Raw genomic sequence first — 22,343 nt, 5'->3', positions numbered from 1 at the left:
TTGTACCGGGAGCCGGACTCGAACCGGCATGCCCTTGCAGACATTGGTGTTTGAGACCAACGCGTCTACCGATTCCGCCATCCCGGCATTCCTACGGCGCGTGTCGCTCAAGCGAACGTGGGTGCAAAAGTAGGATTAATACTGAATAAAGAACCATTTATACTGAATATTTTTTTAGGGCTAGTCGCTTTCAATCGCCCATTTGACGCGTATTTGAGGGTTTTTATCCTCATTGACAGCCCGTTACTCATACCGCAGGGCCTCGATGGGGTCGAGACGGGAAGCTTTGAAAGCCGGGTAAATGCCCGAAAATAAACCGACGCTCACACACACCAGAATACCAATGGCCATCCAGAACCACGGCACCACGAAGCTGCCATTGCCCTGACTCACCACCGTCGAAATCAAGTTGCCAATCCCGATGCCCAGGATTATCCCGCCAATACCGCCCATGATGCAGATGACCACGGCTTCGATCAGAAACTGCTCGCGGATGCGTTTCGGGGTGGCTCCCAGCGATTTCCGAATCCCGATTTCGCGGGTGCGCTCCGTCACCGACACCAGCATGATGTTCATGAGCGCAATGGCCGCGCCCAGCAGCGTGATAAAACCGATGCCGAAACCGCCGATCCGGAGGTAGCTGGTGATGTTTTCAAAATCCTTCGCCAGCTCATCCGCCCGCTTGATTTCAAAGGTGTCGGGTTTGCCCAGCGGGTCCCGGCGAATCTGACGCATCAGCCCCCGCGCTTCGTCCACGGCCGTTTCGGCATCCCCCATGTTGGGCACCGAGCCGGTGATGTCGAAGGTGAGTGTGCGCGTGCCGGCCATGGCCCGGGCATTTTCCAGCGGCACCAGCACCATGCGATCGTCTCCCCCACCCGAAAAACCGCCTTTCTTTTCCAGCACTCCAACGACTTTGTATTTGCCACCCAGCACACTAATCTCCTTGTTGAGTGGATTCTGGCCTTTATCAAACAGGGTGGTTGCCACTTCGTTGCCGATAATGGTCACGTTGAGCGAATTTTCGAGGTCATTCGGTGAGAAATTACGGCCCGACTGCATCTTCAGGGCTTTGATGCCCATAAAATTATCGTCGATGCCGATCAACTGCACATTGGGATTGGTCTTCTTGGATGCGTATTTGATCTGGGCGGCTCCGGTCACGGCGGCATACACCGCAATGTTTTCGCCCTGCTGAAACCGCCGTTTAAAGGTCATCGCCTGGTGGTAGTCGATCGGTGGCACCCGCTTTTCGGACCGGCCGCCAAACCGCCGGTACATCTGCGGCCCCTGAATGTCGAAGGTATTCGCCCCCAGTCCGGCAAAACTGTTGTCAACCGAGCTCTGAATGCCGTCGATGGCCGTTAAAATCCCAACCAGCGACGTGATTCCGATGGCGATGATGAGCGAGGTCAGAATGGTTCGCAGACGGTTGGAAATGATGGAGCGCAGTCCTTCGCGGATATTTTCGAGGAGATTCATAGCGTGTCAGGGTGAAGATTTAGCATAAAATTTGCTTATCTTCGTTGAATACGAGTACGTACAAAGCTACTCAAAACAGCTAAAAAACGATTACCGATGAAAAGGCTGCTATTACCGCTCATCCTGATTTTGGCATTGACGACCCCGGTTTGGGCGTCGAAAATCCTGATTCCAATGGATGAAAGTCAGAAGAATCACCTGAAGGCCTACGGCATAGCGTACTGGGTATTACGCCAGTACGATACGGAAGTGGACTGGTTACTGAATTACCGGGGGGGCAGTTTCATGATGCCGCACACCCAGAAATTTGTCAACGAACTGGTGATCCGGGGCGTGAGCTACGAGGTCATTTCCGACGCGCAGGGCGGGCAGATCATCGCCGAAGTGTCTTCACCCGACGCCAACATGGATGCCGTCAAATTGCAGAAAGCCCCGAAAGTGGCCGTCTATTCGCCCAAAACCAAGCAGCCCTGGGACGATGCCGTGACGCTGGTGATGACCTATGCCGAAATTCCATACGAAACGGTTTTTGACGAGGATGTGATGGATGGCAAACTGGCGCAATACGACTGGCTCCACCTTCACCACGAAGACTTTACGGGACAATACGGCAAGTTTTTCCAGTTTCGCGACCAGCCCTGGTACCAGGCCCAAAAGCGCGAATCGGAGCTGATTGCGAAGAAATACGGTTACACCAAAGTGTCGGAACTGAAACGCAACGTGGTCAAAAAAATCCGGGATTATTGCCTGGGGGGCGGTTATATGTTTGCCATGTGCAACGCCACTGATACCTACGACATCGCGCTGGCGACCCAGAACACCGACATTGCGGAGTCGATTTATGATGGCGATGCCGCCGATCCGGCAGCCAACAGCAAACTGGATTACAGCCAGACGCAGGCTTTTCGCAACTTTCAGGTCTACATCAACCCGTATCAGATCGAATTTTCAAACATCGACAACCAGCCCGAAGAACGCGGACTGATCGAGCAAAACGACTATTTTACGCTTTTCCAGTTTTCGGCCAAATGGGACCCCATCCCGACCATGTTGACCCAAAACCACATGAACATCATCAAGGGGTTCATGGGCCAGACAACCGCCTTCAAGAAAGGATTTATCAAACCGGAGGTGGTGATTCTGGCCGAAAACCGGGCCGCCAACGAAGCCCGCTACATCCATGCCCCCTACGGCAAGGGCTTCTTCACGTTCTACGGCGGGCATGATCCCGAAGATTACCGGCACGAGATCAACGAAGAACCCACCGATCTGAACCTGCACCCCAACTCCGCCGGTTACCGCCTTATTTTGAACAACATCCTCTTCCCTGCGGCTAAAAAGAAGAAGCAGAAGACGTAAAAATGGTTTTTTGAGGGAACGGTTTCACGCCTGAAAGTTTCCAGTTCAGGCGTGAAAGTTACGTGTTCATCGACACGGGTGTTGAATATACCTCGTTCGTTTTCCACCTTTGATTCGTGAAGTATACAACTTCAGATTATTGGTAAACAACAACGACATCCATACTCGGAAACTCATGAACCCTTTTGCCACCACACAGGCGACGCTGAACCTTTCGCACGTCGCCATCCGCGAGGCCGATCTTGATCTGTCTTCGACCTGCGGTATTAAATACTGGTTTTTGCCGACGCTACCGGATTCGAAAGTCGACACCGGCGTGGTCTGGCTGGCACCCGGAGCCAGCGGAACGGCCCTGCACACCCACTCCGAAGAAGATGAATATTTTTCGGTCGAATACGGCGAACTCGAAATCTATGCAGGCCACCGCTGGATTCGCCTGACCGCCGGCCAGTCGCTGACCATCCCCGCCGGCACCCAGCATACATTGCGGAATCAGTCGGGCCACGCCTGCCTCTACTTTTACAGCATTTCACCCCAATTCGCTTCGCTGATCTAGCGGTTTTCTATCCCGGCTTACCCAGCGGATTAGGTTCGCAGACCCACACTAAAAACCGGTGTGTCAGGACCGTATTGCTTCTGTTTTTTAACCATCCAACAACGTATACCCATGAACGCCAACACGACGACGCTGAATGCGTTAATACATTACCAAAAAACCGCCGGATGGCTGGCCATTCTTTCGGGAATGCTGGGCTTCGGTTCGCTCTACATCGGGAGTTGGGCAACACACTTCAATCCGGACGTATTCACGGATTTGGGTCTGGTTCTGAGCATTCCGAACGTCAGTATTGCCGGGGTGCGCTGGTCGATGATCTGCGATATGCTGGGCTATTACCTGCTCCTGATTCCGACGCTTTTTCACCTGCACAACGAGCTAAAGTCCCGGACACCCTGGGCCGCCGTAGCCACCTATTGCGGGGGTGCCTACATTCTCATCGGCGCCATTGGAGCGGCTATTCTGGCAACCGTCAACCCTTATATTCTGACCACGTATTCCCTTGCTTCCGAATCCGACCAGATCGTTCTAAAATACAATTACCTGATTATAAACGAACTGGTATACGGTGGCTTATGGAATTTGCTGGAAGAACTGCCCGCTGGTATCTGGTGGCTGATCGTCGGAATCTCTCTTCGTCAGGCGTCGGCATCGCTCGGCTGGGTGACGGTTGTCCTGGGCATCTGCTCCGTTGTCGATAGCGTCGGCGAGATTCTGGGCATCAAAGCCATCGCCACCATCGGCCTGAACGGTTATTTAGTGCTGGCTCCGGTCTGGGCCATCTGGATAGGCATTCTGCTGATCAAACGTCGTCAGGGATTATTTTCAACGAGCCAAATTCCGGGACGGAAGCAAATGGCTACGGCCTGATCGATTTACGCATACCAACCAAACAACAACTCATGAACGCCAAAAAAATCCTCTTTGCTACCATTCCAGCCGATGGCCACTTCAATCCGCTGACGGGCCTTGCCAAACACCTGCAGGAACGGGGTCACGACGTTCGCTGGTATACTGGCGGGTCGTATCTCACCAAAGCCGAAAAGATCGGTATACCGGTTTTTCCGTTTAAAACCGCCCGGGTAATCAACCAGGAAAATTTCGAAGCCCTGTTTCCTGAACGGCAGCAGATCAAAGGAACCATCGCCCGGCTTCGGTTCGACATCAACCAGATTTTTCTGAATCGTGCGCCCGAGTTTGTGGCAGACATCGTCGAACTCTATCAGGAATTTCCGTTTGAACTCCTCGTTTGCGACGCCCTCTTTGCGGGTGCGCCTTTCATCAAACAGTTGCTCCATGTGCCGGTGGTGACGATGGGCATCGTTCCCCTTTCCGAAACCTCCCGCGACCTGCCACCCGCCGGCATGGGCCTGGAGCCGGCCACCGGTTTCTGGGGAAAACGCAAACAGGATGTAATGCGATATGTAACCAAAAACTTCCTGTTTAAACCGTGTACGGACCTTTATAACCGCTACCTGATCCAGCACGGGCTGGCTCCTACCCAGGACTTTGTGTTCGATTCGTTCATTCGCAGTGCCGATGTATACCTGCAAAGTGGCGTTCCCGGTTTTGAATACACCCGGCGGGATATGAGTCCGAATGTCCGGTTTGTCGGCCCGCTCCTGCCCTACACCCGGGGCGCCCGGAAACCTTTCCAGCACTACGATACGCTCAAAAATTACCGCAAAGTGATTCTGGTAACCCAGGGAACCGTCGAACGCGACCCCGAAAAAATCATCGTTCCAACCCTCGAAGCGTTCAAGGATTCGTCGTACCTCGTGATTGCCACCACCGGCGGTTCACAAACGGAAGCACTCCGGGCGCGGTTTCCGCAGTCCAACCTCATCATCGAAGACTTTATCGATTTCAATGAAATCATGCCGTATTGCGACGTATACGTTACCAATGGCGGTTATGGCGGGGTGATGCTGAGTATTCAGAATGGTCTGCCGATGGTTGCTGCGGGCATTCACGAGGGGAAAAATGAGATCACGGCCCGGATCGGTTACTTCAAACTCGGTGTCAACCTGAAAACGGAAACACCCTCGCCCGACCAGATTCGCACACAGGTGGAAACCGTCCTGAACACCCCCGACTACCGCCAGCGCATCCTGAAAATGCGGGATGAATTTGCAGAATACAATCCGAATGAATTGTGCGAATACTACATCGCGGAGGTTCTGGGCGACTATAAAAGTACGGTTTCCCGTCACACCATGACCCACTGAGCGAGCGGTCGGGAAGTGTCGTGATTTGCGTGTTTTCTGCGTAAAATGACACGTCCCGCGCCGTTTTTCACCCGTACCTTTGCCTCCAACAAACAACAACTACAACGAACAAAATGAAAAAAATAACACTCCTCACCATTCTGGCGTGGCTGGTTGCCGTCGCCCTGATGCCTTCGGCCAAGGCACAAACCATCGAACAAGGCACAAAACTGATCAACGCCGGTATTGGTCTCGGCACGTATACCTACCGGGGTTTGCCCATCGGTGCCTCCTTCGAATACGCGGTAAAAGATAATTTTTCAGTCGGCGGTTCCTTCGATTTTTCCCGCTACGGGTACAACAGCGGGGGGTACAAATGGAATTATACGTTTCTGTTTTTTACGGCCCGTGGCACCTACCATTTCGGTGAACTTCTGAACATCGACGACTCCAATTTCGATCCTTACGCGGGCCTCTCGCTGGGCGTCCGGACGTCTTCCTACCGCGATTCCTACGGTTCTTCCAGCGATTATTACAGCCCTTATGGCAATTCCCTGTTCCTCGGTCTTCACCTGGGTTCCCGGTATATGTTCTCCGAAAAATTCGGTGGTTTTGCGGAAGTCGGTTATGGTGTGGCAGTTCTGCGTGTGGGTTTGACGGCTAAAATCAAGTAACAAATGCCCCCAACCCCCTAAAGGCCGGTGCCGGGCTTCTAAATCCGGAGTTTTAAGCCCCCTTTAGGGGGTTGGGAGTAACGAGAACCAATTCAAGTAAGACGGTTTTGAAATGAAAAAGAACTTTTTTGTAGTAGCGTTCATAGTGGTCGCCGGTGGGTGGTGGATAGCCGCCCGTCCCGGCGACATTGTGACCGACCTGGGTCTGACCATCGAACAGGTTCAGGAAACGACCTTTACCAATGTCACCTCCGCGGAGTTCAGCACGCCGTATACCCAGAAGGTTCGGCAACTGGCGAAGAAAATTCCCGAGGGCTCCCGGGCGGCCGCCGTTCAGGCGCTGGGGGCCGTGGTGCGGTCGTATGCCAGCTCCGCCGATTTTAAAAACCGCTATCAGGACTGGCTGAAAAATAAATACCAGATCAGCGACGACCAGACGCGCGAAGCCGCCCAGAACCAGAGCACGACGATGAACGATGTGAAGTCGGCCTACAACCAGCAGGCGGCTATGGTTCAGAATGCTTACAGCCAGATGCCGCCGTCGGCGCTGGCGATGATGATTCAAAGCCAGATTCAGGTGGCGCAACAGGAGCTTTCGGAAACCGAAGGAGCCGAAAAAGACGCCAAGACGCAGGAACTGACGGAGTTGAAACGGTTGCAGGCGATATCGAAAACCAAACCGGAGGAGTTCAAAAAACAATATGTGGCCCACTTCGACAAAATGCTTCAGCGGGAAATGGCGAAGAGCATGGGCAAGGCGGAGAACGACCTGAACGAATCGAAGCAGAAGGCGCAGGATTACCAGAAACGACTGGCCGACTACAAAGCCGCCCCGTCGGTCCATGCCGCCCTGAAACAACGCCTGACCGACTTCATTGCCCTGGCTGGCAGCGTCGACTTCGACGCCCAGCTTACCAAACAGGGGTACAAAATGGAGTTCGTCAATCCGCAATACCGCAACCAATCCCGCCAGTGGAAACTGTTGTTTCGGATGGGTAAAGAGCCGGTTCTGGCCGCGCGTTCGTTCGCTCAAAACTGGGTGAAAGAACTGGAAAGTAAAAAGTAAACGTTGGTAATTAATTTTTCAGGTAAACTGCAGAAATTCTGCTGACACTGTCGGCAGAATTTTCTCTTTTTAGCGAACGTCTTGAGCATGAGCCGGAAAATGAGTAAACTGCACGCCATGAAAACCGCTCTTTTCGCCTTTTTCCTGCTTGTCAACAGCTTTTTCCTTCAGGCTCAGACCGTTCCCCTGCCCGATCCGTTCACGCTGAAAGACGGGCGACGGGTCACGTCCGTCCACCAATGGAAAACCGTACGACGCCCCGAGTTGCTGGCGATGTTTGCCCGCGAGATGTACGGCCAATCGCCCGCCAAACCGTTGCAAATGACGTTCAAAGTGTTCGACACCGATCCGAAGGCACTGGGCGGAAAAGCAACCCGCAAACAGGTTGCCATCTTTCTGAACGGGCAAGCCGACGGTCCGCGAATCGACGTGTTGCTATACATCCCGAATCAGGCTAAAAAACCAGTTCCGGCCGTTCTGGGGCTCAACTTCTGGGGAAATCACAGCATCCATCCCGATCCCGGCATCCGGATTTCGACGAGCTGGATGGAGTCGAGCCGCCACAACCCGTACGTCGATGTTTCCTGCGTGGTCGATCACCGTTCCACCGAAGCCTGCCGGGGCATCAACGCCCGGCAGTGGCCCATCGACAGCATCCTGAACCGGGGGTATGCCCTCGTGACGGCCTATCGCGAAGACATTGCGTCCGACGAGCGAACCACCGGTTTTTCAACGGGCATTCACACGCTCTATCCCGAATTTCAGAAGCAGGGCGATAATTTTGGAACCATTGCCGCCTGGGCCTGGGGCCTGAGCCGGATCATGGATTATCTGCAAACCGACCCCGCCATCCAGGCCAAACGGGTGGCTTTGTTCGGCTGGTCGAGGTTGGGAAAAGCGGCTTTGTGGGCGGGCGCAACCGATGAACGGTTTGCGATGGTGCTCAGTAACGAGTCGGGAGCGGGTGGGGCCAAGCTGTTCCGCCGGGGCGTGGGCGAAAACATCCGGCGACTGAATACCGTCTTTCCGCACTGGTTCTGCGGCAATTTCCGGAAATTCATGGATCAGGACACACTTCTCCCCTTCGATCAGCACCTGGTGATTGGCCTGGTAGCCCCGCGACCGGTTTACATCGCCAGCGCCGAGGACGACAAAGGCTCCGATCCGGCGGGGGAATTTGCCTCGGCCAAAGCTGCCGACGCGGTCTACCGGTTTTTAGGAACCGACGGTTTACCAACCCAAACGATGCCCACCCTCCACGAGTCGGTTCAGGGCCGGATTGGCTACCACATCCGGTCGGGTGGTCACGATGTCTTATGGTACGACTGGGCTCAGTATCTACGGTTTATGGACAGGCATTTCAAAACCGTAAACTAGCAAGTCGCCAACTGATAAGCTTTCGGGTTGTGCCCCGTCCATTTTTTGAAGGCCCGGCGGAATGAACTCGGTTCGTCGTACCCCATAACAAAGGCAATCTCGTTGATATTGTGTTGATTGGTGCGGATCAAACGCAGGGCAATGTCCCGGCGGGCGAGGTCGATAATTTCGCGGAAGGTCACTTCCTCCGCCTGCAACCGGCGTTGCAGCGACCGAACCGACAGCCCCAGTTCGTCGGCTACATCCTCGATCTGGGCGGTTTGCTGGTTATCGAGTCGGCGCAACACGATGGCGCGGGACTGCTCGGCGAGGGGCTGGGTTTGCAGATACCCCGTTCCGTATTCCATCGCCTGACACACATGATCGTATAATTCGTTCGGATTGATGCCCATTCGCTGGCAAATGGCCTCGACGTGGTCTTTGTTGCCGTTCAGAGCAATATTCAAAATCGTTTTTAACGAGTTAAAAGGAGTCGGTCCTGCGTACATGTCGATAAACGGGATGGGTGAATTACTTAAATCGGTTACAAGTAATTCAACTTTTATCGTCAGGGAAACGCAGAAATCTTTAAAGTGCAGGAATCAGTATCTGAAATGGTATTTTAGGGTGCTCAACCGCTATTAGAAACTAAACCAGTTTGCCACCAGTTGGGAAGGCCGGGCGCTTTCCAGTTGCTGTTCCATTTTGTCGGGAATCTTGGGAAAGAAGTCGATCCCGGTTCGTTTTTCCACCTCATCGACCGTGACCACAAACTGTTTCAGGGAGCGATCCGACTCCTCGTTTTTCATCAGAAAAGCAATCATGCGGATGTCGGGGTTGTTACAGTACAGAATCACCTTGTAATAATATTCCGGAACGGCGATCTGGTTCTTCTTGCCAATGGTCGGCAATCCGGCACGTAAAACCGGACCCGTAACCACATACAGCCCTTTGTCGCGCAATGCCCAGACCCGCACCTGCTCTTCCAGTTTTTTCCAGATGCCCCGGTTAAAATCCGGCACCTGCGGACTGATGTTGCTCATGTAAAACGTTTGCTTCATCATTTCCTTCGAAAACTTGAAGTCGCCCGCCGGAGCCAGGTGCCCGCGGTCGTAGCCGGATCGGGTATAATCCGACGACAGCGCCGAGCCGGTTTCGACCAGCGGATCGGGCTGAAACTGCTCATTTTTCCGGTCGGCGTCCCCCAGAATCTCGTCTTCCAGCAACGGATACGACACCCAATCGGCCTGTTCGTATTCTTCCCGATAGCGCAGCGTGTAGCCGTCGTGCCGAATAATGGCGTCGGTGGGCTGGAAAGCCGGCAGCGTAAAATCAACGACTTTTTCAAAATCGAACAGCTTCTTCCGGTCACTTTTTTTCGGAGCGGTCCGCGTTGACCTCCCCTCCGACTTCGCTTTTTCCAGCATCGACCGGTCGTCACTCGCTTCGGTGTCGGTATTGTCCGTGACAACTTCCGGCGTGGGTTCGGGGGCTTTGTAAGGATTGCCCTGCGATTCGTGGCGGGGCGATTTGAGGCCCACCAGACTTTTGACATCGTTCCAGAAAGCCACAACGGGCTCAGTCCGACCGCCGTAGTGGAGAAACAGTCCAATCAGAAAAAAGACAAACAAAAGCAGCAGCGTATTGCCACGCAACCGAAATCCGCGCTGGTGATAGCGTCGGGCACGAAAAGACGAACGAAAAAACATGGTGCTAAGTTACGAATACAATCAATAGATGACCGACGATAATTGTTACCGAATACAAGATAAAGGTTATTAATTTTGTCTTTCTTGCCCACTCCCAGTTGAACCGCATGCCAACCTTAAAAATTGTCGTTATCGGTGGAGGTGCTGCCGGTTTTTTTGGTGCCATCACAGCCGCCGAAACTTTTCCGGATGCCGAAATCACCTTACTCGAAAAAAGTAAAGCCGTTCTGAACAAAGTCCGCGTTTCGGGCGGAGGACGCTGTAACGTCACCCACTCGTGTTTCGATAACCGCAAACTGGTCAAAAACTACCCACGCGGGGAGACTTTTCTGCGGCCGCTTCTCAAACAGTTCGATGCGACCTCCACCGTAAACTGGTTTGAAAGCCGGGGTGTCCGCCTGAAAACCGAAGCCGACGGCCGAATGTTTCCGGTTACCGATTCGTCCGAAACCATCATTTCGTGTTTACTCCAGGAAGCCGCCCGGTTAAAAATCCGGATTCGGACCAGTTGCGGAGTCAAAACAATCACTCGAGCGAATGACCAATGGCAGATCGAAACCCTAACCGACGAAACCCTGCTGGCCGACCGGATTCTGGTGGCCGTTGGCGGTTATCCGCAGGCGGTTTCCTACGGCTGGATTCCGGGAGTCGATGAACCGGTAAATGAAACACTGGTTCCGCCGGTGCCGTCGCTCTTTACGTTCAACACCCCCGACAATCCGTTGCTGACGTTGGCGGGGGTTGCCGTGCCGGACGCTGTCATCCGAATTTCCGGAACGAAGCAGGAACAACGCGGGCCGGTGCTGATCACCCACTGGGGGTTTAGCGGCCCGGCGGTGTTGCGGCTTTCGGCCTGGGCCGCCCGCGATCTGGCAGAGGTGCAATACCGGCACGAAATCCGCATCAACTGGCTCGGTGCCCTGAACGAAAACCAGGTTCGGGAACAGATGCAGGCGTTCCGGCAGCAACATCCGAAAAAGCAGGTAGCGACGCAATCGCTCTTTGGCTTGCCCGCCCGCTTGTGGTCGGCGCTGGCTACCGAAGCCGGTATTTCGCCAACCGAACGCTGGTCCGACCTGCCCGCCAAAGCCCAGAACCGGCTCATCAACCTGCTGACCAACAACACTTATGCGGTTTCCGGGAAAAGCACGTTCAAGGAAGAATTTGTGACCTGTGGCGGCATTCCCACCGATGCCGTCAAGCCCGAAACGCTCGAAAGCCGGACGCAAGCGGGACTGTTTTTTGCGGGCGAAGTCCTGAATGTCGACGGGATTACGGGCGGTTTTAACTTCCAAAATGCCTGGACCACGGGGTATGTCGTGGGGAAAAACATTGGCTTGTAAGCGTTATTTGGGTTAGAAATTATTCCTGATCATTTTGTTACACTTTCGCTTTTGCCCCGTTCCCCTAAAGGGGACTTGGACGCGGCAACACCCGGATTCAGAAAGTCCGGCAGCGGCCGACCGTCCTTTAGGGGAACGGGGCAAAAGCGAAAGTCTTTTTTCAATACCCATTCGAACCATAAACCCATATGATTGAACCGATACAGAAAGCCGTCGACCTCATCCGGTCTTTCCATCCTACGCAACCCACCATTGGCATCATTCTCGGCACCGGTTTGGGAGCGCTGGCCAACGAAGTGGAAATCGACGTGGTCATCCCGTATGCCACGATTCCGGGGTTTCCGCTCTCCACCGTCGAATCGCATTCCGGCCAGTTGATTTTCGGCACTTTGTCGGGAAAACCGGTCGTGGTGATGCAGGGACGGTTTCACTATTACGAGGGCTATTCGATGCAACAGGTGACGTTTCCGGTGCGGGTAATGAAGTGGCTGGGCGTCGAAACCCTGCTCATTTCCAACGCCAGCGGTGGGCTAAACCCTGCTTTCGACGTCAGTGATCTGATGATCATCGAAGACCACATCAGCCTATTTTTACCCGAAAGTCCGCTGCGGGGTCAGAATTCGCCCCAGCTTGGCGACCGGTTTCCCGACATGAGCGAACCGTATGGCAAGGATCTGGTCTGGCTGGCCCGGTCGATTGCGAAAAAACTGGGATTTCCGATTCAGACAGGTGTGTATGTCGGCGTAACCGGCCCCCAACTGGAAACCAAAGCTGAATACCGGCTGCTTCGCCAACTCGGTGCCGATGCCGTGGGAATGTCGACCGTCCCGGAGGTTATTGTTGCACACCAGATGGGCCTGAAGGTGTTTGCCTGCTCGGTCATCACGGATTTGTGCATTCCCGAAACACTCGAAAAAGCCAGCCTGCCGAAGATTCTGGCCGCTGCCGCCGTTGCCGAACCACGCCTGACCGCTTTGATGAAGGAACTAGTGGCAGGGCTGTGAAAATTTGTTATTTTTTGCAAATCCCGAAATTCAACACCATTGTGACCGCACCATCGTTACTATACCAGGTTTTAGTGTATCTCTGTCCGTCGCAGGAAAATGCCAACGCTGTCGCTCTCCCAGGTCCTGGGAAACTATAACGTTTATAAAAACGAATCCGAACAGACCCTAACGGTTTTCGCAGAACTGTATCTCTACGGGTCGGTTGCTTCAGACGATCTCGCCCAGCGAATTGCCTACAACGTCGGGCGGGTTTGGGATCGCCCCGAAATCATTCTGTCGCTGGATGAAACGGATTACCTCATCCGGTTTCAGGTAACCGGTTTTTACAGCGAAGATCCACGGCCTTTGCTGCACAAAAACCGCGACTACAAAAAAATGTTTTTCCGGATCGAAACCGAAACCGACAACCCGCTGGGTGGTATTTCCTACATGGATGGCCGCAACAGCAACACCGGTTTTTTCCGGCTCGACAATGTCGGTTTCGACGGCTCAACCACCGAAGCCCACGAAGTCGGCCACGGCTGGGGGCTGGTTCCGGGAACGCCCGACGGCCACCCGCTCGACCTCAACCTGATCGGAAAAGGCCAACCAGGCATCATGTATCCGCGCGGGACGCTGGTCGATCCGCAGTACCAGTGGAACCCCTCGGCCCGACCCGGCGAGTTTGGCGGCACGCTCAAACCGGACAAACGGATTGTCACCCTGGAAGACATTGCCATGCTGGGTCTCGACCAATTAGAGTACGATTGGCAGGGCCGCGCCCGGCTGGGCGGTTTAACGAATGTCTACCACGAAGGGAGTTCTCCGCTGCCCATTGCCTGATCGGATGCCCTACGAAACGGTTGGATGCCCTGTCAGGGTCTTTGACCGCTGACAGGGCATCCAACCGTTTCGTAGGGCCGGTACTGACAGCGCATCAATATACTTTTTCATAATACTCCGTTGCCATGCGGTTGGAGTTGAAAAACGCGTTGACGTCGTTCATGCTTTGCAGCGTCAGGCGATGCCAGTCAGCCGGTTTTTCGTAATAGAGCGGCATGATTTCGTGTTCCAGTTGATCGAAAAAGTGGTTTCGGTCGTTCATATCCCGTTCTTCGGGCGACAAACCGGGTTGGGCCACCGGCACGATGAACGCATTTTTCTGGTGCTCGGCAAACTCGCAGATCCAGCCGTCGAAGGTCGAGAAGTTGATTCCCGCATTCATGGCTGCCGTCATGCCGCTCGTGCCGGATGCCTCGCGGGTCACCACGGGCGTGTTCAGCCACAGATCAGCACCGTCTTTCAACTGCTTCGATAACGCCAGTTCGTAGCCCGTCAAAACCGCCATGTTCTTGTGGAGGTGGCTCCGATACACCAGCGAATTGAAGATGTGCGTGGCGCTTTCGTCGGTCGGATACGGTTTTCCGGCCCAAATGAATTGAATGGGGTATTTGGGATGATTCATCAGGTGGTGAAACCGTTCGCCGTCCTGCACCAGCAGATCCGGACGCTTGTACCCCGCAAACCGCCGGGCCCAGACGATGGTCAACACGTCCGGATCGAACAATTTGCCACACTGATCGGCCACGGTTTTGAACAGCGTTGCTTTCAGGCTTTTTTTGCGTTCCGCTATCACTTTCCCATCGCCCTTTTTTCGGGCTTGTTCCAGTTCTGTGTCAGCCCAATACCGCTGATTCTGGGCGTTGGTCACGTGCGTAATCTCGGGAATGCCACTGTACGAACCCCACAGATGCCGCGACACTTCGCCGTGCAGTTTCGAAACCGCGTTGGCCTTCCGGCTCAGTCGCAAAGCCGCCAGCGAGTGATTGAACACGTTGTCTTCGATACCGGTTATTTTCCGCACGGTTTCCAGGGGCACCTTCCCAAAGAAACTCATGACATTCAACTGGTTGATGTCGTGTTTTTCGTTGCCGGCTTCTTCGGGGGTGTGGGTCGTAAATACCATCCGTTTGCGAACTTCTTCCGCGCTGCCGTATTTCTGGTACAGGTGAAAAGCCGCCGACACCGCGTGGGCTTCGTTCAGGTGATAGACATCCGGTTCGTACATCAACTCATCGAGCAGTTTCGCTCCGCCCAGCCCCAACACCATACATTGCGCAATTTTAGCCGACGTAATGCTATCGTATAACCGGTGCGTGATGGAGCGGGCCATCCAGTCGTTGCCTTCGATGTCCGTGGTCAGAAAAAACATCGGAATTGTGTTGAAGTGCCTGGGGTTCAGGTAATAGGCCTTGACCCAAACCGGCGTATGGTGAACGTCGATGGTAAATTTGATGTCGGTATCTTCCAGAAAACTGTAGATTTTTTCCCTAAACAGCACATCCATCGCGTTGTCGGTTTTGCGGGTCTGGTCATAATACCCATACTTCCAGAGCATGCCGATGCCGATCACATTCTGCTTCAGTTCATAGGCACTCCGCATGTGCGATCCAGCCAGAAAACCCAGGCCACCGGAATAGGTTTTTAAAGCCTGGTCGATGGCAAATTCCATCGAAAAATACGCAACGGATTTCTTGAATTGGGGATCAAATTCGTAAGGGTGGCAAAACGCCTGGGGCAAGTTTGATTTGGTCATTCGGTTAGAATTTGGATAGGAACACGGATTGAACGGATGAAACGGATTTACACCGATTGTTACTTGTTCCGATCCGTTTCATCCGTTCAATCCGTGTTCCCATCCTCTTTAATTCGTTTTCAGCACAAAGATACTCAAACCATCAATGTGTCGTCAGGAATCGTCATCATCCTGAAACGCCCGGTAAGCCCGGCTCAATTCCTGAAACGCTTTTTCATTTTTTTGAGCACGGGCCAGTTCGATTCCCTGCCGGTAAATTTCCTCCGCTGCTGCCCGGTTTTCCTGTTCGGCATAGAGTGCAGCCGCGTGGTAATAGGTTGGCAAATAGGCCGGATGTTGATCGAGCAACTGCGTCAGATACAGCAGGGCCTGGTCAGGCTGCTCGTCCCGATATTCCATGGCCAGGGCGTAAACATTGAAAGGGTCTTCGGGTTGTTCTTCTATATAGTGAAGCAACAGTTGAATTCGATTGTCGTTCATTGGGGTACAGTTTACGGTTTTCAGTTTACGGTATAATCGGCGGACTTCTGGCAACGGTGTCTCCAAACCGGTATCGTAAACCCGAATAGCCCATTACCAAATATTAGTATGCACGCATACGTTTTATTTAAGACAAGTTTGTATTTTTGCCGCCATCACGTCTAAACCACAGTCATCATGAAGATTTTAGTGTGTGTCACCAGTGTTCCGGACACGATCACCAAAATTACCCTCACGGACAACAATACCAAACTGAATAAAGCCGGTGTGCAGTTTATTACCGGCCCTTACGACGATTATGCCCTTTCGCGGGCTGTCGAGTTGAAAGAACAACTGGGCGGCACCGTTACGGTTTTGAACGTGGGTGAATCCGACGCCGATCCGGTGATCCGGAAATGCCTTGCCATTGGTGCCGACGACGCCATCCGGGTCAATGCCGAGCCCACCGACGCCTATTTTGTGGCCGAACAAATTGCCGCTATTGCCAAAGAAAACAGCTATGACCTGATTCTGATGGGCCGTGAATCCATCGACTACAACGGCGGTCAGGTCCACGGCATTGTGGGCGAAATGCTGGGGCTACCATCCATCTCGCCGGTTATGAAGTTAGCCGTGGAAGGCACAACAGCGAAAATCACGCGGGAAATCGAAGGTGGTCACGAGGAACTGGAAGCCGGTTTGCCGTTGGTGCTGGGCTGTCAGGAACCCATTGCCGAATGGAAAATTCCGAACATGCGCGGCATCATGAGCGCCCGAACGAAACCGCTGAAGGTGGTGGAAGCCACGGGCAAAGACACCCTCACCCACATTACCAACTACGAACTCCCCCCCGCCCGCGGAGCCTGCAAAATGATCCCCGCTTCGGAAGCCGAAACGTTGATCAAGTTGCTGCGAACCGAAGCAAAAGTAATTTAAAGAGTTATTTCGCAGAGTTGAGCGGAGTAAAAGGGAGTTACGCAGAGATTTTATTAATAAACTCCGCTTAACTCTGCTGTTCTCCGCTCAACTCCGCGACACAACCCCTTCCATAACCTTATAATTCTCTCTAAAATGTCAGTCTTAATTTTTGCAGAACTCGATGAAGGCGCGTTGAAGAAATCATCGCTCGAAGCCATATACTACGGTTCAAAAGTAGCCGCACTCACCGGCACATCCACCACCGCCATTGTGCTGGGTGAAGGCAACGCCGACGAACTGGCGAAAGCCGGGCGGTTTGGCGCGACCAAAGTACTGCACGCCAGCGATGCCCAACTGAACGAAGGCAACGCGATGGCCTACGCCAGTGTGGTGGCCGAAGCCGCCAACCAGGAAGGAGCCGACGTGATTGTGCTGGCGAAATCGTCCCTGGCTGATTCGATGGCGGCCCGGCTGGCCGGAAAACTGAAAGCCGGCCTGGCAGCCAACGTGATCGAGTTGCCGGATGTGAGCAGCGGTTTTCGGGTTAAACGCAGCATTTTCACCGGAAAAGCGTTTGCCTTCACGGAATTGACGGCGGAGAAAAAAATTCTCGCGATCAAGAAAAATACCATTACACCGGAAGAAACCGAAGCCACTGCGACGGTTGAAGCGTTCAAACCGGCTTTGAATGACACCGATTTTGCCGTTAAAGTGACCAACGTAGAAAAAGCCACCGGCGACATTCTGCTGCCCGAAGCGGATCTGGTCGTTTCGGCAGGCCGTGGACTGAAAGGTCCGGAAAACTGGGGAATCGTCGAAGATCTGGCCAAAGCCCTGCACGCGGCCACGGCCTGTTCCAAACCGGTTTCGGATCTGGACTGGCGGCCCCACCACGAGCACGTCGGACAGACCGGGATCAAAATCAGCCCGAATCTCTACATTGCCTGCGGCATTTCCGGTGCCATCCAGCATTTGGCCGGTGTGAACTCATCGAAGGTCATTGTAGTTATCAACAAAGACCCTGAAGCACCGTTTTTCAAATCGGCGGACTACGGCATCGTCGGCGATGTGTTCGAAGTGCTGCCCCGGCTGACGAAAGCGGTACAGGAGTTGTAATTTGGGGCGTTTGGGCGGTTAGCGGTTGTCGAATTTGGGATTTTTTAGTTTCTGGTGAAAAAACTCCTAAACCCGCCAACCGCTAAACTCCCAAACTCTATTAACTTTGCGCCGTGGAGAAGATTAGACTTGAAATCTTAGGTTTGTCGCCCAGCCAATCGCAGTCGGGTTCATTTGCGTTGGTATTGGGAGAAGAATATGGGAACCGCCGGTTGCCAATCATCATCGGTATGTTTGAAGCTCAGGCCATTGCCATCGAGATCGAGAAGATTGTGCCCAACCGCCCGATGACCCACGACCTCTTCAAATCATTTGCTGACAAATTCGGCTTTACGGTTCGCGAAATCGTGATTTCCGACCTGCGGGAAGGGATTTTCTTCGCCCGGATCGTTTGCACCGACGGCACGCGGGAAACCGTAGTCGATGCCCGCCCGTCCGACGCCATCGCGATTGGCATCCGGTTTAACGTTCAGATTTACACCTACGAATCCATTCTTTCAGAAGCCGGCATCACGGCCAGCGTCACCGACGAAAGCGAGGAGCAGGAAGAACTGGTTCCCCAGCCCGCGTCGCGCTCGTCCCGTTCGTTGACCGAACAACTGAAGGATATGACGCACGACGAGTTGCAGCAATCGTTGGACGAAGCCCTGAAAAAGGAGGAATATGAAAAAGCCGCCAAGATTCGGGACGAAATGAGCCGTCGTAATTAGTCTTCCTTTTGCCAAAGCCAACCGAAGGCTGTAAATTAGTCCTTTCACCCCTGATTCAAGCGGTATGCCTGAAGTACCCAACGATACCAATAACCGTATTTCCAACGAATCGGAACGCCGGAGCGATGCCCCTGCGGAACGTTCGTTGAATTTCATCGAGCAAATTGTTGAAGAAGATATTGCCAACGGCAAAAACGGAGGCCGTGTTCACACACGCTTTCCGCCCGAGCCCAACGGCTATTTGCACATCGGTCACGCCAAATCCATTTGCCTGAATTTTGGGCTGGCGGATAAATACGGCGGAAAAACCAACCTCCGCTTCGACGATACCAACCCCGTTACCGAAGATACCGAGTACGTTGAGTCGATCAAAGCCGATGTTCGCTGGCTGGGCTTCGAATGGGAAAATGAGTTTTATGCGTCGGATTATTTCGATCAGCTCTACGCGTTTGCCGAGAATCTGATTCAGAAAGGATACGCCTACGTTGATGACTCGACGGCGGAAGTGATTGCTGCTCAGAAAGGTACGCCAACGGAGCCGGGAAAAGAAAGCCCGTATCGGACGCGGTCGGTGGAGGAAAACATGGATCTGTTTCGTCGGATGAAAGCCGGGGAATATCCCGACGGAGCCAAGGTATTGCGCGCCAAAATCGATATGGCGTCGCCCAACATGCACTTCCGCGATCCGATCATGTACCGGATCAAACACGCCCATCACCACCGGACGGGCGATGCCTGGTGCATTTATCCGATGTACGATTTTGCCCACGGTCAATCGGATTCCATCGAGCAGATTACACACTCGCTTTGCACCCTGGAGTTTGAAGTTCACCGGCCAGTTTACGACTGGTACATCGAGAAACTGGGAATTTTCCCGTCCCGGCAAATTGAGTTTGCGCGGCTGAACCTGACGTATACCGTCATGAGCAAGCGGAAATTGCTGCAACTGGTCAACGAAGGCCACGTTACGGGCTGGGATGATCCGCGGATGCCAACCATTGCCGGGATTCGCCGTCGTGGCTACACCTCGGCCAGCATTCGGGAGTTTGCCGACCGCATCGGGATTGCCAAGCGCGACAATCTGATCGACGTGGGCCTGCTCGAATTCTGCATTCGTGAAGAGCTGAACAAAACCACAACGCGGGTGATGGCGGTGGTCGACGAAAAACCGATCAAAGTGGTGTTGACCAATTATCCGGAAGGCCAGGTCGATGAGGTAGCGATTGAAAACAACCCCGAAGACCACGAAAGCGGCCACCGCAACGTGCCATTTTCGCGGGAACTTTACATTGAACGGGATGATTTTCTGGAAAATCCGCCCAAAAAATACTTCCGGTTGTCGCCCGGCGGTATGGTTCGGCTCAAGGGAGCTTACATTATCAAATGCGAGGAAGTCGTTAAGAATGAGGAGGGGGATATTGTAGAGCTGCGCTGCGTATACATTCCGGAAAGCCGGAGCGGTTCGGATACCTCGGGCATCAACGTGAAAGGTACGATTCACTGGGTTTCGGTGGCCCACGCCGTTGAAGCCGAAGTGCGGCTGTATGACCGGCTGCTGACAAGTGAAGATCCATCATCAGAAGACCGTGATTTCAAGGAGTTTATCAATCCCAAGTCGCTTGAAATTGTTCGGGCCTACGTGGAGCCTTCGCTAAAAACCGCCCAACCTGGCGATCGTTTTCAGTTTATTCGCAAAGGGTATTTCTGCATCGATCCGGACTCATCCAACGAAAAACTGGTTTTCAATCGGACGGTGACATTGAAGGACACCTGGGCGAAAGAGCAACGCAAATCATAACTTTTACGGTTTACTTAGCCCAACCAGATTTCTACCCCTATGACCCCACAGCAGGAAAAACTACAGCAGGACGCAGCCGAGGTGATGGAAAAACGGATGCCTTTTCTGAATAAAGAGAAAAAGCATACGATTACCGTTGAACCGGACGCATCAGATTTGACCATCGACGGTTTAGACGATGAGGAAGAAACGATTGTAAAGGAAATTCTTCGAAAAGAATACGGGTATACTGACCTGAACTAGTTAGTCTTTTTTGACGGGTTCGGTGTTTTTTTGCGGGGGCAACGTTCGAACTTCCCGCTCTTTTTCCTGTTGCTCGACATACACCGCATAATCCGCAGGCTCGATTTTGATGCCGTAATGTTCTGCATAAACCTGCGTGAATTCAGCACCGAAATACAGGATGGCGGCCGTATAATAAATCCAGACCAGAATGACGATGAGTGATCCAGCGGCCCCGTACGTCGACCCTGTACTGGTAGTTTCGATGTAAAGTCCAATCAAATAACGCCCCAGCATGAAGAGCAAGGCGGTGAAAATAGCCCCCCAGCGAATGTCTCTCCAGGCAATTTTAGCATCGGGCAGTACTTTAAAAATGACCCCGAAAAGCACAGCCACAACGCCCATGCTTATGATAAAGTTGAGCGCTTGAGCAAAAATTACAGCAATGTCCGGGAAATGGCGCGTCAAGATATCGCTCAATGCCAGAATAACGCCGTTGACGACCAGTGAGACCACCAGCAAAAAACCCAGGCTCACAATCAACGAAGAAGACAACAACCGGTCTTTCAGTATTTTAACCCAGCCCCGTTTGGGCTTGGCTTTCACGCGCCAGATCAGGTTGATCGAATCCTGAATTTCCACAAAAATGCTGGTAGCACCCAGAATCAGGGTGAAAATACCGGTAATCAGGGCAACGTTCGTTTTCCCGGATAGCTCCACACTTTTAATCATTTCCTGGATCTGAACGGCAGCCTGATTACCAACCAGGCCGTTGATCTGCGAGAAAACCTGCCCCCGAATAGCCTCTTCACCATAAAAAATGCTGGTGATCGAAATCAGTAAAACCAGCAGCGGTGCCAGGGAAAAAACCGTATAGTAGGCCAGCGCGGCACTGAGCTTTAGTCCCCGGTCGTCCATAAACCCATTGAAAGTCCCCATCAGCAGCGTCCATGCATCGGTGAAGAACTTCTTGTATTTTGATTGTGCCATACGTTGTTGGTGTTGCCCCCAACCCCCTGAAGGGGGCTTTTACTGAGTGCTGTTAGCCCCCTTCAGGGGGTTGGGGGCAAATTTGTTAAAATCTAAACCACAATGCTGGCGCGTTGTTTGGGCCTTCGGGTAAACAAACCGGCGTTTCGATGGTTTTAAATGAGGCTGCTGATGGAAAGCCGCCTTTTCATTTTAAGACATCACACAACATGAAACTCAACATTGGTCTTGATCAGGACACCCTTAAACAAGTCAACGAGCTGCTGAACGCTCTTCTGGCCGATCAGCATGTGTTATACATTAAAACCCGTAAATACCATTGGAATGTCAGCGGGCCGAGCTTTCTGGAATACCACGAGTTTTTCGAGAAACAATACACCCAGCTTGAAGCGGCCATCGACGAAGTGGCTGAACGAATCCGCACACTGGGCGGCCGTCCATTGTCGACGATGGAGGATTTCCTGAAACACACCAGTTTAAAGGAAGACAAGAGTAGCGAAGTGAAAACCGAAGATATGTTCAAACGGCTGCTGGACGATCACGAACAATCGATCCGCGAGCTGCGTGAAGACGTCAGCAAGTGCGAGGAACTGGAAGATGCCGGAACCGCCGACTTTCTGACGGCTTTGATGGAAGCCCACGAAAAAATGGCCTGGATGCTGCGGAAGTATTTATCGTAACGCCCCGGTTTTGGAGAAAAACCCCCGGTTTCCTGACGGATGCCGGGGGTTTTCGTTAGAGGAAACCTTTCTAATTGAGAAAACTATCCGTGTATTTTGTTATTTTTGGCAAATAC

General features: G+C 53.0%; 22 protein-coding genes and 1 tRNA gene. 16 read left to right on the top strand and 7 right to left on the bottom strand.

Going from position 1 to position 22,343, the window contains the following annotated elements; translation table 11 throughout:
• Positions 1–3 precede the first annotated feature (3 nt).
• Positions 4–87: transfer RNA gene (locus DUE52_RS25560), tRNA-Leu, on the bottom strand.
• A 156-nt stretch (positions 88–243) separates the two neighbouring features.
• On the bottom strand, positions 244–1,482 hold the full coding sequence (locus DUE52_RS25555; protein ID WP_114408919.1) for an ABC transporter permease: 1,239 nt from the start codon (positions 1,480–1,482) through the stop codon (positions 244–246).
• 96 nt (positions 1,483–1,578) lie between these two features.
• On the opposite strand from DUE52_RS25555, the gene DUE52_RS25550 reads away from it, so the two are divergent.
• From DUE52_RS25550 to DUE52_RS25520, 7 genes are all read left to right on the top strand, one after another.
• The gene (locus DUE52_RS25550) at positions 1,579–2,841 is read left to right on the top strand and encodes an asparagine synthetase B (RefSeq protein WP_114408918.1); all 1,263 of its coding nucleotides are present in this window, start codon (positions 1,579–1,581) and stop codon (positions 2,839–2,841) included.
• Positions 2,842–3,016: 175 nt separating this feature from the next.
• Positions 3,017–3,397 carry a cupin domain-containing protein gene (locus tag DUE52_RS25545; RefSeq protein WP_114408917.1) on the top strand — a complete coding sequence of 127 codons (381 nt, stop codon included), beginning with the start codon at positions 3,017–3,019 and terminating at the stop codon, positions 3,395–3,397.
• A gap of 111 nt (positions 3,398–3,508) precedes the next feature.
• Positions 3,509–4,267: a hypothetical protein gene (locus DUE52_RS25540; RefSeq protein ID WP_114408916.1), complete on the top strand. Its 759-nt coding sequence runs from the start codon at positions 3,509–3,511 to the stop codon at positions 4,265–4,267.
• A gap of 32 nt (positions 4,268–4,299) precedes the next feature.
• The gene (locus DUE52_RS25535) at positions 4,300–5,625 is read left to right on the top strand and encodes a glycosyltransferase (protein ID WP_114408915.1); all 1,326 of its coding nucleotides are present in this window, start codon (positions 4,300–4,302) and stop codon (positions 5,623–5,625) included.
• Positions 5,626–5,738: 113 nt separating this feature from the next.
• The gene (locus DUE52_RS25530) at positions 5,739–6,278 is read left to right on the top strand and encodes a hypothetical protein (protein WP_114408914.1); all 540 of its coding nucleotides are present in this window, start codon (positions 5,739–5,741) and stop codon (positions 6,276–6,278) included.
• Between the two features lie 112 nt (positions 6,279–6,390).
• Positions 6,391–7,344: a hypothetical protein gene (locus tag DUE52_RS25525; protein ID WP_114408913.1), complete on the top strand. Its 954-nt coding sequence runs from the start codon at positions 6,391–6,393 to the stop codon at positions 7,342–7,344.
• Positions 7,345–7,461: 117 nt separating this feature from the next.
• Positions 7,462–8,721, top strand: a complete 1,260-nt coding sequence (locus DUE52_RS25520; protein ID WP_114408989.1) for a glucuronyl esterase domain-containing protein — start codon at positions 7,462–7,464, stop codon at positions 8,719–8,721.
• On the opposite strand, the gene DUE52_RS25515 is transcribed toward DUE52_RS25520, so the two are convergent.
• Positions 8,718–9,167: a helix-turn-helix transcriptional regulator gene (locus DUE52_RS25515; RefSeq protein WP_165841032.1), complete on the bottom strand. Its 450-nt coding sequence runs from the start codon at positions 9,165–9,167 to the stop codon at positions 8,718–8,720. The genes DUE52_RS25520 and DUE52_RS25515 overlap by 4 nt on opposite strands.
• 174 nt (positions 9,168–9,341) lie before the next feature.
• Positions 9,342–10,409: a DNA/RNA non-specific endonuclease gene (locus DUE52_RS25510; protein ID WP_114408911.1), complete on the bottom strand. Its 1,068-nt coding sequence runs from the start codon at positions 10,407–10,409 to the stop codon at positions 9,342–9,344.
• 107 nt (positions 10,410–10,516) lie between these two features.
• Between DUE52_RS25510 and DUE52_RS25505 the strand changes: the two genes are divergently transcribed.
• The 3 genes from DUE52_RS25505 to DUE52_RS25495 all read left to right on the top strand — a co-directional run bounded on the left by DUE52_RS25505 (position 10,517) and on the right by DUE52_RS25495 (position 13,581).
• Positions 10,517–11,752 carry a BaiN/RdsA family NAD(P)/FAD-dependent oxidoreductase gene (locus tag DUE52_RS25505; RefSeq protein WP_114408910.1) on the top strand — a complete coding sequence of 412 codons (1,236 nt, stop codon included), beginning with the start codon at positions 10,517–10,519 and terminating at the stop codon, positions 11,750–11,752.
• A gap of 188 nt (positions 11,753–11,940) precedes the next feature.
• The gene (locus DUE52_RS25500) at positions 11,941–12,756 is read left to right on the top strand and encodes a purine-nucleoside phosphorylase (RefSeq protein ID WP_114408909.1); all 816 of its coding nucleotides are present in this window, start codon (positions 11,941–11,943) and stop codon (positions 12,754–12,756) included.
• Between the two features lie 99 nt (positions 12,757–12,855).
• Positions 12,856–13,581, top strand: a complete 726-nt coding sequence (locus DUE52_RS25495; protein WP_114408908.1) for a peptidase M10 — start codon at positions 12,856–12,858, stop codon at positions 13,579–13,581.
• Between the two features lie 94 nt (positions 13,582–13,675).
• Here DUE52_RS25495 and glgP read toward each other — a convergent pair whose 3' ends face one another.
• Both glgP and DUE52_RS25485 read right to left on the bottom strand, forming a co-directional pair.
• Positions 13,676–15,334, bottom strand: coding sequence for an alpha-glucan family phosphorylase (gene glgP / locus DUE52_RS25490; protein WP_114408907.1), 1,659 nt, complete (start codon positions 15,332–15,334; stop codon positions 13,676–13,678).
• A 153-nt stretch (positions 15,335–15,487) separates the two neighbouring features.
• The gene (locus tag DUE52_RS25485; RefSeq protein ID WP_114408906.1) at positions 15,488–15,814 is read right to left on the bottom strand and encodes a tetratricopeptide repeat protein; all 327 of its coding nucleotides are present in this window, start codon (positions 15,812–15,814) and stop codon (positions 15,488–15,490) included.
• Between the two features lie 177 nt (positions 15,815–15,991).
• Between DUE52_RS25485 and DUE52_RS25480 the strand changes: the two genes are divergently transcribed.
• From DUE52_RS25480 to DUE52_RS25460, 5 genes are all read left to right on the top strand, one after another.
• A complete protein-coding gene (locus DUE52_RS25480) occupies positions 15,992–16,729 on the top strand; it encodes an electron transfer flavoprotein subunit beta/FixA family protein (RefSeq protein WP_114408905.1) in 738 nt (245 codons plus the stop codon).
• A 135-nt stretch (positions 16,730–16,864) separates the two neighbouring features.
• On the top strand, positions 16,865–17,827 hold the full coding sequence (locus tag DUE52_RS25475; RefSeq protein WP_114408904.1) for an electron transfer flavoprotein subunit alpha/FixB family protein: 963 nt from the start codon (positions 16,865–16,867) through the stop codon (positions 17,825–17,827).
• Between the two features lie 113 nt (positions 17,828–17,940).
• Positions 17,941–18,537 (top strand): bifunctional nuclease family protein, encoded by a 597-nt coding sequence (locus DUE52_RS25470; protein ID WP_114408903.1) that lies wholly within the window; start codon positions 17,941–17,943, stop codon positions 18,535–18,537.
• 64 nt (positions 18,538–18,601) lie between these two features.
• The gene (locus DUE52_RS25465) at positions 18,602–20,335 is read left to right on the top strand and encodes a glutamine--tRNA ligase/YqeY domain fusion protein (protein ID WP_114408902.1); all 1,734 of its coding nucleotides are present in this window, start codon (positions 18,602–18,604) and stop codon (positions 20,333–20,335) included.
• A 39-nt stretch (positions 20,336–20,374) separates the two neighbouring features.
• The gene (locus DUE52_RS25460; protein WP_114408901.1) at positions 20,375–20,578 is read left to right on the top strand and encodes a hypothetical protein; all 204 of its coding nucleotides are present in this window, start codon (positions 20,375–20,377) and stop codon (positions 20,576–20,578) included.
• Here DUE52_RS25460 and DUE52_RS25455 read toward each other — a convergent pair whose 3' ends face one another.
• Positions 20,579–21,547, bottom strand: coding sequence for a YihY/virulence factor BrkB family protein (locus DUE52_RS25455; RefSeq protein WP_114408900.1), 969 nt, complete (start codon positions 21,545–21,547; stop codon positions 20,579–20,581). It abuts the gene before it with no gap.
• 209 nt (positions 21,548–21,756) lie between these two features.
• Here DUE52_RS25455 and DUE52_RS25450 point away from each other — a divergent pair, with 209 nt between their 5' ends.
• Positions 21,757–22,227 carry a Dps family protein gene (locus DUE52_RS25450; protein ID WP_114408988.1) on the top strand — a complete coding sequence of 157 codons (471 nt, stop codon included), beginning with the start codon at positions 21,757–21,759 and terminating at the stop codon, positions 22,225–22,227.
• The last annotated feature ends 116 nt before the right edge of the window (positions 22,228–22,343 follow it).

Source organism: Larkinella punicea (assembly GCF_003334855.1).
Classification (GTDB): Bacteria; Bacteroidota; Bacteroidia; order Cytophagales; family Spirosomataceae; genus Larkinella; species Larkinella punicea.
Note: the sequence above shows the minus strand (reverse complement) of the source record. Positions and strands in the feature narration are given on the sequence as shown.